Origin of the sequence: Bradyrhizobium sp. HKCCYLRH1030 (assembly GCF_051168395.1) — a bacterium.
Taxonomy (GTDB): domain Bacteria; phylum Pseudomonadota; class Alphaproteobacteria; order Rhizobiales; family Xanthobacteraceae; genus Bradyrhizobium.
Genome location: NZ_JBNPUY010000011.1, coordinates 294,064 through 303,838, shown reverse-complemented (window position 1 = coordinate 303,838; position 9,775 = coordinate 294,064). Strand labels below are relative to the sequence as shown.

8 protein-coding genes are annotated in these 9,775 nt (G+C 61.4%); 2 read left to right on the top strand and 6 right to left on the bottom strand.

From position 1 onward, the window contains the following. Positions 1–551: 551 nt before the first annotated feature. Together ACQR1E_RS28770 and ACQR1E_RS28765 are read left to right on the top strand one after the other, a co-directional pair. On the top strand, positions 552–989 hold the full coding sequence (locus ACQR1E_RS28770; RefSeq protein ID WP_316165457.1) for a VOC family protein: 438 nt from the start codon (positions 552–554) through the stop codon (positions 987–989). Positions 990–1,162: 173 nt separating this feature from the next. Continuing rightward, positions 1,163–1,441: an ABC transporter substrate-binding protein gene (locus tag ACQR1E_RS28765; RefSeq protein ID WP_316170821.1), complete on the top strand. Its 279-nt coding sequence runs from the start codon at positions 1,163–1,165 to the stop codon at positions 1,439–1,441. Between the two features lie 114 nt (positions 1,442–1,555). Here the strand turns inward: ACQR1E_RS28765 and ACQR1E_RS28760 are convergent, their stop codons facing one another. The 6 genes from ACQR1E_RS28760 to ACQR1E_RS28735 all read right to left on the bottom strand — a co-directional run bounded on the left by ACQR1E_RS28760 (position 1,556) and on the right by ACQR1E_RS28735 (position 9,774). Next, positions 1,556–1,876 (bottom strand): DUF736 domain-containing protein, encoded by a 321-nt coding sequence (locus ACQR1E_RS28760; RefSeq protein ID WP_316165459.1) that lies wholly within the window; start codon positions 1,874–1,876, stop codon positions 1,556–1,558. A gap of 1,095 nt (positions 1,877–2,971) precedes the next feature. Beyond that, entirely contained in the window at positions 2,972–4,468 is a 1,497-nt protein-coding gene (locus ACQR1E_RS28755; protein ID WP_316165460.1) for a sugar ABC transporter ATP-binding protein, read from the bottom strand. After that, positions 4,465–5,559, bottom strand: coding sequence for a hypothetical protein (locus ACQR1E_RS28750; protein ID WP_316165461.1), 1,095 nt, complete (start codon positions 5,557–5,559; stop codon positions 4,465–4,467). Before ACQR1E_RS28750 ends, ACQR1E_RS28755 begins: the two co-directional genes overlap by 4 nt. Further along, the gene (locus tag ACQR1E_RS28745; protein ID WP_316165462.1) at positions 5,556–7,673 is read right to left on the bottom strand and encodes an ABC transporter permease; all 2,118 of its coding nucleotides are present in this window, start codon (positions 7,671–7,673) and stop codon (positions 5,556–5,558) included. Before ACQR1E_RS28745 ends, ACQR1E_RS28750 begins: the two co-directional genes overlap by 4 nt. Positions 7,674–7,752: 79 nt before the next feature. Continuing rightward, positions 7,753–8,760: a sugar ABC transporter substrate-binding protein gene (locus tag ACQR1E_RS28740; protein ID WP_316165464.1), complete on the bottom strand. Its 1,008-nt coding sequence runs from the start codon at positions 8,758–8,760 to the stop codon at positions 7,753–7,755. A 42-nt stretch (positions 8,761–8,802) separates the two neighbouring features. Further along, positions 8,803–9,774: an ABC transporter permease gene (locus tag ACQR1E_RS28735; RefSeq protein ID WP_042338693.1), complete on the bottom strand. Its 972-nt coding sequence runs from the start codon at positions 9,772–9,774 to the stop codon at positions 8,803–8,805. Between the last annotated feature and the right edge of the window lies 1 nt (position 9,775).

The window sequence follows — 9,775 nt, the reverse complement described above, 5'->3', positions numbered from 1 at the left end:
ATCATGACCTTCAGTCCTGCCCACTAGACAGACTGAATCACCGATATCTCTGCGTCGCAACTGCTGACTTTTTCAACGAAATCGACCCAAAGCGGCTTTCGCAAACAGCGCCTGCCGGAAGCTAGTAATTGCCTCGATTCTAGCCTTGAAAGATAAGGCACGCGTTGTGCCATGTGCGAGCAAGCGGCCCTTGTTGTCGGTGATGCGTCGTGCTTCGGACGGAGCGGCGGCTTTGCGCCGACGATCTTTGCCTTGTTCCAAGGAGCGTGTTTCGAGACGGCAGGGACGGCGCTTGGGATATCGGTCATGTTGGCCTCCTCAGCTAGTGAGACTGGTCATTTTCAGCCACGAGCCCCTTCCAATCCCGAGTCCGCTTTGAGAATATTGGAGACGGACCTGCGTCCAATTCAAGCGATGACAAGACCGATCATGACCGACCTCGGACATTGGGCAGAGTGAGAATTACGCGATGGACCGGCCTGGACCCGTTGCGGAATTAGCTGGTCGGGCTATCCTTGCAGGGTCGTGCTACGCTGCTGAAGGTGACTAAAATGGCCGCACTTGTTCGTCCCCGAGGTTTAGGGGAAGTTGTGCTTCGGGTGCGTGACATTCCTCGTGCAATCAGCTTCTACCGAGACATTCTCGGCCTTGAGGTCCTCCGCACCTTCGAAGATCGTATCGCGTTCTTGAAGATTGAAACTGGGTTCGAGGGGCACGAACGTATCGTTGGTCTGTTCCGTGTTGATCAACCATCGAATAGGGCCGGCACGACCTGGAGTGAATCAGACATCCACGCGCCGACACTGCATCATTTCGCGCTAGAGATACCGCTGTTGGAATATTCCAAAGCACTCGATGCACTCACAAGCGCAGGCTTCTCCCCAAATACTTATGAGCATCGATGGATTGGTTGGCGATCAATCTACATCACTGACCCCGACGGGAATATAGTCGAATTGGTCGCCGTAGATCAGTCCATACGTACTTAGCTGCGGGTTCCAGCGATGTCGCTCCATGCGCTCGGCCTGAAGGCGGCGAACGGGCTCATGCTGACCACCGCCTATTACAGGGACCTGAACGACAAGACTCGAGTTTTCGCTGAGCGGTTCGCCAGGCGCAACAACGGCAAAGTGCCCCGATGAGTTAGGCCGCCACCTATTCCATCACGCTGGCCTATCTGCGGGCCGTCGAGAAGGTCGGCAGTGCCAAGGACGGCGCAGCTGTGATCGAGGCAATGCGCGACGCTGGCGCCTTTGATGATCCGCTGTTTGGCAAGACGATCGTGCGCGTCGACGGACGGGTCGCGCACGACATGTATCTGGTCGAGGTCAAGGAGCCGGAGCAATCGAAAAAGCCGTTCGATTACTACAAGGTGGTTGCCACGATCCCGGCCGATCGCGCATTTCGCCCTCTGGCCGACGGCAACTGCTCGCTGGCGTAATGACGCCTCGCCTGCTCCCAAAGGTCAGGCCGGCGAGGAACAGTCCGCGCAGTCGGAGCGGCCGGCCGACTGCGATGCGCCCCGCCCGGCAGATCCGGACGGAGCGCGATCGGCTCACTCGGCGGTCTTGCGCGGCCGCGACCAGAGGAGCGTGTAGCTCTCGCCGCCCTCGTCCTCGAACAGGTTGGCGTAGATCGGGGCGTTGAAGGAAGGATCGTCGAGCTTGAGCGAGAGATAGTCGCGTCCCTCCTCGGAGTGACGTGCCCAGGCGGCGCCGATCTCGACCCGCCCGGCATAGACGCGGTGGCTGGGCGCGTTCTCGCTGGAGCGGTTGGCTTCGGGGACGATGCGTACACCCTTGGCCTTGAGGCTCAGGGTGATGATCTCGCCCTGGAAATCGTCGCCGACCTTCTTGAAGGAACCGATGGAAGCCATGTTGTCTCTCCTTGGCTGGTTCGGGCCGCGACCACCGCGGCCTCGATGGCGCATATCGGACGAACGGCGAGCGACGGCGCACCCGAAGGGCTGAAGCGGCAGCGGAGGACGGCGTCGGCCAACTTTCTTGTCCCGCGAGGAATGGACGTTCCGTCCAGGGGAAGAAAGTTGGCCGGCGGCGTTGCGCTCAGGCGATCGAGGCCCAGCCGGCCTTCGGCCAGATCAAGCCATCACGAGGCAAGGTGCGTCACTGCCTCTTCAGCTCACAGGAGAAACATGGTGCACTGAGGCTGCACAAGAGAGCGGGATGATCAGGCGAAAGATCAGAAGCCACCGAGAAGAAAAGCGTGTGCCGATGTGTGCCCCTGGCTGCCAAACGTCCGTCACGCCCGGCGAAAGGCCTGGGACAGTCGAGATCCGGAAGGGGGTCCAGCTGGTTCGAGCAGGGTCGCGACTATCTCTCCGATGGAGCTCGACGCCCTGTCGTTCAACGCTAGCGATCCGCATCAAGCAGCTCGAGAACGAGGGCAGCGAGGGCTCTAAGCTCCTGTGATCCCGACCACGCTGAACGCGGGGGCCGATCGGGGTCACGTCTTGCAGCGAGACTGGCGGGGACAGTTCGTAGACGAAAGACCGGTGCAAGGCGGCAGCACGAACCAGGGATGTTCCCACCACGCCGCGCTCGCACCACGCCGTAAAGGCCGACAGGCACGACCAGTCCAAGAGGCCGTGACGAGAAGCAATTGCTGCCGATTGCAGGTATCGTCGCGCGGTCAGCGCGTCAGACGACCACGACCGCTCCCGCGCCACCACGTGCAACGCGATTCAAGCAGACATACATCTCGATGACGAGTGCAGAGAGTCGCTTGGGATATCGTCGCGGGCCGCTTTAGCAAGGCAAAGGGCCTGCAGAGTTGACGGCGCTCACGCGCCGCCTTGGCCAGGAGTCCACACCGGAATGCCAAGCCCGAGCGCCTTGTCGGCGAGGTTGCCCTGGATCCCCGAGCCGGGAGAACACCGTGAGGCCGATCGGGAGTGTCGCCAGTAAGGCGTCGGTGCGCTTGAAGGGATCTGATCGATTGGAAGCCGCGCGCATCAGTGGATGGCGGCATACATGATCTTCTCTTCGGTCGCTTCGATCGCCGAGAATTCTTCGACGACCTTGCCCTGCCTTGATACCAGGATCCGATCGGATAGCGCTATAATTTCCGGCAGATAGGAGGATATCACGACCACAGCTCTGCCTTCATCGGCGAGCCTGTTGATCAACTCGTGAATTTCGACGATGGCCCCGACGTCGACCCCGCGCGTCGGCTCATCGAAGATGATCAGCTCCGGATCCTGAATCAACGATTTAGCGATGACAACCTTCTGCTGATTGCCGCCGGAAAGCTCGACAACCTTGACCTCGTCGCCGATGGCGCGAACCTTGAGACGTTCGATCCAGGTCTTGCCGACCCCATTTCTTTCACGACGCGACAACCAGGCTCGCCCTTTCGGAAACTTGGCAAGCAGACCCAAATAGATGTTGCGCGCGATCGAGGCCGTCTCGAAAAAGCCCTCCACCTTGCGGTCTTCGGTGACGTAGGCGATTCCGGCTTTCACGGCCGGCGCGGGGACGCGATATCGCACAGACTTGTCGTTGAGCAGAATTTCTCCACCGTGAAAGAAATCACGCTTCAGAATACCCGAGACGATCTTAAAAGTCTCGGTTCGGCCCGAGCCGACCAGTCCGAACACGCCCGTGATCTGGCCCGCGAACACCGACAATGAGTTGTTCCTGACCATCGGCGCCATTTTGAGATTCTGTATTGTCAACACGCGCCTGCCGGCCGGGCGCACTTTGTCCTTCCGCACACCATAGAGCGTATTTGAGAGGTTTCGTCCGACCATGGCCTGAACGATGCGCGCTCGATCGAATCCCGAGGCGTCGTCGGTGACCACGTGCTTGCCGTCCCGCAGGACAGTAATGCGATCGGCCAACAGCAAGGCTTCTTCGAGCGCGTGCGAGATGAAGACGATCGAAACACCGCGCCTCTTCAAATCCCGCACCAAATCGAAGAAATACTTCTTCTCCTCTGGCGTAAGCGTCGCCGTGGGTTCGTCAAAGATGATGACTTTCGCCTTGTGCAGCACGGCGCGAGCGATTTCGACCATCTGCTTCTTGGCCGCGCCCAGGCCGCCGACGGTCGCCGTCGGCGCGACGTCGAAATTGAGAGATTGGAGGAACTGCTGAGCCGCGATGTAGATGCCGCGCAGCCGATTGTAGAATCGCTCCTGACCGAGAAACAGGTTTTGCGCCACGGTCATCGTCGGCACCAGACTGTTTTCCTGAAACACCATTGCGATGCCAAGATGCCGCGCCTCCAGCGGCGTTCTGGGAGACACCGCGACGCCATCGACCGTCATTGCACCTGACGTCAAGGCCACGACACCGGCCATGACCTTGGTCAAGGTCGACTTGCCTGCGCCGTTTTCGCCGACCAACGCGTGGATCTCGCCCCGCCGCAGCTCGAAATCGACGCCCTCGATCGCTGGCACGCCGGCATACAGCTTGGTTGCCTTCGACAGGGACAGGATGACCTCGCTCATGGAAGGATCTCCCGGCCAACGGTTGCAAGGGGCAGCCTGAGCACCCTGCCCGGCCCCTTTGCGATCATGACGAGGTCGCCGCCGTATTCGACGGCAGCGACGATGCCGTGATTGACGCCATCAGCGCGGCTATGAAGCGAATAAACCGGCAGTCCGTCGACACCGAGCCGGATGACGAGTCCGTACGACCGTGGGGGAGCCCACGGCTTCATGACACCCATGGTCTTGATGTGCGCTCCCTGCAGCGGTTCCTTGAAGGACTGGCCGGACCTGAGCCGTGGTGCCACCCAATAGTCAGGCTCGATCTCAGCAATCATGCGACGCCGGTAGGCCGGTTCGCGCAGCACGAACTCGACCAATTGCGTGCGGGCGATAAAGGCCGTCAGCCAGAAGCCGCCGCCATGCGCCGGTGCAAGCCGGGAGGGATAGACCGGCAGGTGACCGAGCACGACCGTGCGCGTGCCGCCGGGTGCGATCGAGACCAGACGGTGCCGCCAGCTTTCACTGACCAGCACGTCGTTGCCGTTTGCGACGGCACCGAAGGCGTAGCGAAGCCCGCCCGCAAGCTGCTGCATCGTCTGCGTCCGCGGATCGAGCCTGAAGACACGGCCGGTATCACCGAGCTCCATCAGGTCGCGCGCCCAATCGCCGACCTCATACGATGACGAACCATCGGTTGCGATCAGGGTGCCGTCGCCTGCGGGCGCAAGCGCGTTGACGGCGCGCAACTCACCGGTAAATGTCGAGACCGGGGTCTTGGCGGTGATGTCGTCATAGAAATGAACCTCAGTGCCGCCAATCGCAACGGCCAGACCGCCGGACGGAAGCATCGCCAACGCAGAGATCGGCCGCGCGAACCTGCGGATCTCCGTAGGCGACGATCCGGCCCAACGCAGGAGTCGTGCGCCGTCGGCGATGAGAAGGGAACGGCCGTCGGACGCAATATCCTCCGGTGCTTCACATTCGAGGAGCGTTTCGGCTGCCTCCAGCACTTGATTGGCCTTCAGCGCCCCGTCGAACGACGGAACGGTGATGGTCGCATCGCCACGGCCGAGCAAGCGGTTTGCGAATTCACGGATGGCGGCGATCACGAATGCCTCCTCCAGCGTGTATCGTAGTGGACGAAGTCGGGATCGGCGTTCTCCAGCTTGAAGCGCCCGATCCTGTTGTTGGCGATACCGCCGAGATAGAGATAACCGCGGTGTTCCCGCATCGAGGTAATCATCGGATGATTGACGCCCTTGAGGTCCCAGAGGGATTCCAGGATCTGGCCCTGCTCGTTGAACTTGACGACGCACCCGGTGTTGATGTTCGGAAATAGCCATTCGTCGATCGGCACCCGCTTGGCCATGCGCCGCCGGAAGCCCGGCATCTGCCACGCCAAGTCGAGCGAAGGGCTGCGCATGCCGACCAGCGCCAGCCAATAGTTGCCATCCGACGCCAGATTGATGTTGTCGGGATAGCCCGGCAGGTTGTCCATGACGGTCTCGACCGCGCCTTTCTTCGGACCAGCGAACCAGTATCGCTTGATCGAGCAGCCGAAGGTTTCCGCGAACAAGATCGAGTGACCGTCGCTGGCAACAGCGACGCCGTTCGGAAACTTAAGTCCGCGCAGCACGGTATGGGTCGTTCCACTCTTCGTGTCGTAGCAGATGATGCGACCGTTGCCGCGGGCCTCCAGCCCGTCGACCGGCCACTCATCCATCTCGTAGCGAACGGTCGCCTCGGAGAAGAAGATCAGTCCGTCATCGGTGATGTCGAGGTCGTCGGCGAGCCGCAGACGGCTGTCGTCATTCACCGAATACAGGCTTCGGTTGGTCTCGTCGGTGGCCTTCTCCACGGTCCCGTCGGGCGTGATGCGGTAGAGACCCATGCCGCCGATGCAGACATACAGATTGTCCTGGCGGTCGAACGCCATTCCGAGCGGCTGGCCGCCGATATGGGCGAACACCTCCATCCGCTCGTAGTCCGGCGGAAAGAACCGGATGATGTCACCGTGACGGGAGCCGGCATAGAGCACGTCGTTGCGGTCGAGAATGACATCCTCCGGCGCCTCGATCCGTCCGAGCCCGATGAGAGACACATCGCGAAGCTTGTCGTTCTGCTCGAACGGCCCGCCCTTGCCGATCTCGGTCGGGGGTGGCGGCGGCAGCGCATGATAGGTCGGGGCAACGTAGACCTTGCTGATGATCCGGTTGCGGTTCTTCTGCCAGCGTATATCGACCATGGCGGCCGCCAGGAGGATCGTCGCGAGCGCCATGCGGTTGACGCCGCCACGCGCGTTCATCGCGGTCAAGCCGTTGGTCATCAGGAGGACGATGAGCACACCGACCAGCGACTTGACGACCGAACCCTTGCCACCGCCCAGTGTGATCCCGCCGAGGACGGTTGCAGTCAGGACGATCACCTCGAGGCCGACGCCGATGTCGCCGCCCACGGTTCCGAGGCGGGCGGCAAAGAACAACGCACCGATGCTGGTCAGAACGCCGCTCGCGACGTAGCAGAGCGCGATGGTCCGCCGCACCGGAATGCCGGAATTGTAGGCCGAGCGGCGCGATCCGCCGATCGCCGTGATGTGCCAGCCGGGCCGCAGCCGCGTCAGAAAGACATGGCCGACGATGGCGACGATGACATAGAGCAGCGCGACGCTCGGGATTCCCAGAACATCCCCGCCGCCAATGAAATCCCACGAGGGGATATCTGGAAGCGATGACGCGATGGCGTTCGAATAGCGTTGAATCAGCAGATCGAACGCCGAGCGATAGATGATCAGCGTGATCAGCGTGGCGATGAAGGCGCGAAGTCTCAGATATCCGATCAAGACCCCGTTCACGGCGCCGAGCAGCCCGCCGACGACCATGGTCGCGACGACCACTGCCGGAACGGGCCAATTGAGAACGTCCAGGAGATAGAGCGCGCAGAAATCCGTCAGGGCAAACATCGACCCGACCGACAGGTCGATGCCGCCGACGATGACCACAAGCCCCATTCCGAGACCGATGAAACCGATCTCTCCGGCCTGGCGCGCAGTGTCGGCGAGACTGGCGGGGGACAGAAAGTGCTCCAGGACCCGGCTCAATGCGAAGCCGACGATCAGGAGCAGAAGCACAGGAACGGCGGTTTCGGTCCACCTCTTGGACAATATCTCGCCGAGGAGATGGTCGGGCCAGTAGCGATATCGCAGCCGAGTCAATGTCTCGCGCATCTGCCTTCCATGGGTACTGCCTATGCAATCGTCTTGATGCGCGTCCCGGCCGAGCCGGAACGCGCGCCGCGGAGCGTCGTCACTTCTTGAGATCGGAGAGGTTCCAGCACGACGTCTGGGAGTCTGCGTTCTCCTTGGTGATCGGAATGAGCGTGCTGTATTCGAAGCCCTTGACCGAGCCCGCCTTCACCCCCGAGGACAGCAGCCACTTGATCGTTCCGGCCATCTGCGCCGCCTGCGTCGGCACGTCGTAGCTCATGTTCAGATCGAACGAGCCGTTCTTCACGAGCTCGCAGGCGCCCTTGCGCTCTCCACCGCCCGATGTTGCCAGGAAGACCTTGCCGGTGAGCCCGGCCTCCTTGATCGCAGCGGCAGTGCCGATATCCATTCCATCCCAGAAGCCCACGATGCCGCACAGGTCGGGATTCTGCTTCAGGACGGTCTGCGTGATGGCCTTGGCTTTCGCCGCATCCCAATCGGCCGCCTGGCTCGACACCACCTTGATTTCAGGATGCTTGGCGAGAACGTTCTCGACGCCCTTGAGTGTGTAGGCACTGGCGGCCGCGGACAGCGCCCCCTGAATGATCGCGATCTTGTTCGACTTGCCCTGACAGGCCTTTACCACCCCCTCGGTCTGGCGTTCGCCGATCTCGATCCAGTTCGCGCCGACGAACGCGGAGCTGCGATAGGCTGATCCCATGTTGATCTGGATGACGTAGATCCCTTCGTTTTCGGCGCGCTGCAACAGCTTGGCATAGGTCTGGACGTCGGGGTTGTGGATCACCATGACCGCCGGCTTCTCAGAGATCAGTGAGGTGACGGCCTGCGCCCCCGCATTGGTGTTCCAGTTGGGATCACGAATCTCGAACTTGACGCCGTAGGGTTCGAGCTCCTTCTTCAGGCCCGCGTACCAGCCCTCCGTCAGATCGAAATTCATGGCGACCGGCACGTAGGCGACCGTCTTGCCGGCAAGCGCCTCGCGAAAGGTCTTCTGAAAGGGCTCGTCAAGCCCCTGCTGCGCGAGCGCCGGCGCCGCAGCCAGCGTCACCGCCACCAGACTTCCAAGTGCTAAGCTATGCGTGCGCATCGTCGTTTTCTCCCGTTTGATGTTTTCATTTTTCGGACTGAGCTAGATGTCGCCTTGCTGGGCCGTTTCTTCATTTCGCGGATTCAAGATCGTATCCGTGATCACCGCGATCAGCAGGACGACGCCCTTGATCAGGTTCTGTCCGGCATAGGGAATATCCAGAATCGTCATGCCGTTCAGCATGGTCCCGATCAGCAGCGTGCCGATGATGACGTTCACGACGCCGCCGCGGCCGCCGGACAATCCGATGCCCCCGAGCACGACGACGAGGATCACGTCATAGATCATGGTCGAGTTGAAGATCCGGGTGGGCATCGAGTTGACGGATGCCGCCATCACGAGACCGGCAAAGCAACCGATCACCGCGGCAAGCACATATTGCAGCACGACAATCGGGCGCGAGGGAATGCCGGTCACCCGTGCGGCGAACGGATTGTCACCAACCGCGTAGATAAAGGCCCCCCAACGGGTCTGACGCAGCAGAACGAACACAGCGATAGCGGCAATCGCAAACATCACGATCGACGTCGGAATGCCAAGGATGCTGCCCTGCCCGAGCCGCTCGAATCCCGCCATGCCGTCGCTCCATTGGACGACGTCGAGCTGGAACAGCGCCGCTTGCCCAAGTCCTGCAACAAACAGCCCGGTCGCGAGCGTTGCAAACAGCGGCGGCACCTCCGCATAGGCGATCAGCCAGCCATTGACGAGACCAATGGCGACGGCCAGGAGGCCGGCGGCGAGCAAGGAGGCCGGCAACGAATGACCGTTCTGCACCATCTGCAGGACGAGCCCGCCGGGGACCGCGAGGGCAGCGATGAGCGATAGATCGATGCCGCGCCCGATGACGACAACGGCCATCGCCAGGCCGAGAATGCCGAGAACGGCGACGTTCTGCAGCAGGGTCAGCATGTTGTCGGCGGTCAGGAAGCCCTTGAGGAAGATCGAGAAGGCCAGGAACAGCGCCGCGAAGACGGCGAACACGATCTCCTGTTGACCAAGCCGAAAGTGCTTCATC

Excerpts from the sequence above, each read along its gene's own strand:
- ACQR1E_RS28770 (WP_316165457.1), top strand. The coding sequence starts at position 552 with ATGGCCGCACTTGTTCGTCCCCGAGGTTTAGGGGAAGTTGTGCTTCGG.
- ACQR1E_RS28760 (WP_316165459.1), bottom strand. The coding sequence starts at position 1,876 with ATGGCTTCCATCGGTTCCTTCAAGAAGGTCGGCGACGATTTCCAGGGC.
- ACQR1E_RS28755 (WP_316165460.1), bottom strand. The coding sequence starts at position 4,468 with ATGAGCGAGGTCATCCTGTCCCTGTCGAAGGCAACCAAGCTGTATGCC.
- ACQR1E_RS28745 (WP_316165462.1), bottom strand. The coding sequence starts at position 7,673 with ATGCGCGAGACATTGACTCGGCTGCGATATCGCTACTGGCCCGACCAT.
- ACQR1E_RS28740 (WP_316165464.1), bottom strand. The coding sequence starts at position 8,760 with ATGCGCACGCATAGCTTAGCACTTGGAAGTCTGGTGGCGGTGACGCTG.
- ACQR1E_RS28735 (WP_042338693.1), bottom strand. The coding sequence starts at position 9,774 with ATGAAGCACTTTCGGCTTGGTCAACAGGAGATCGTGTTCGCCGTCTTC.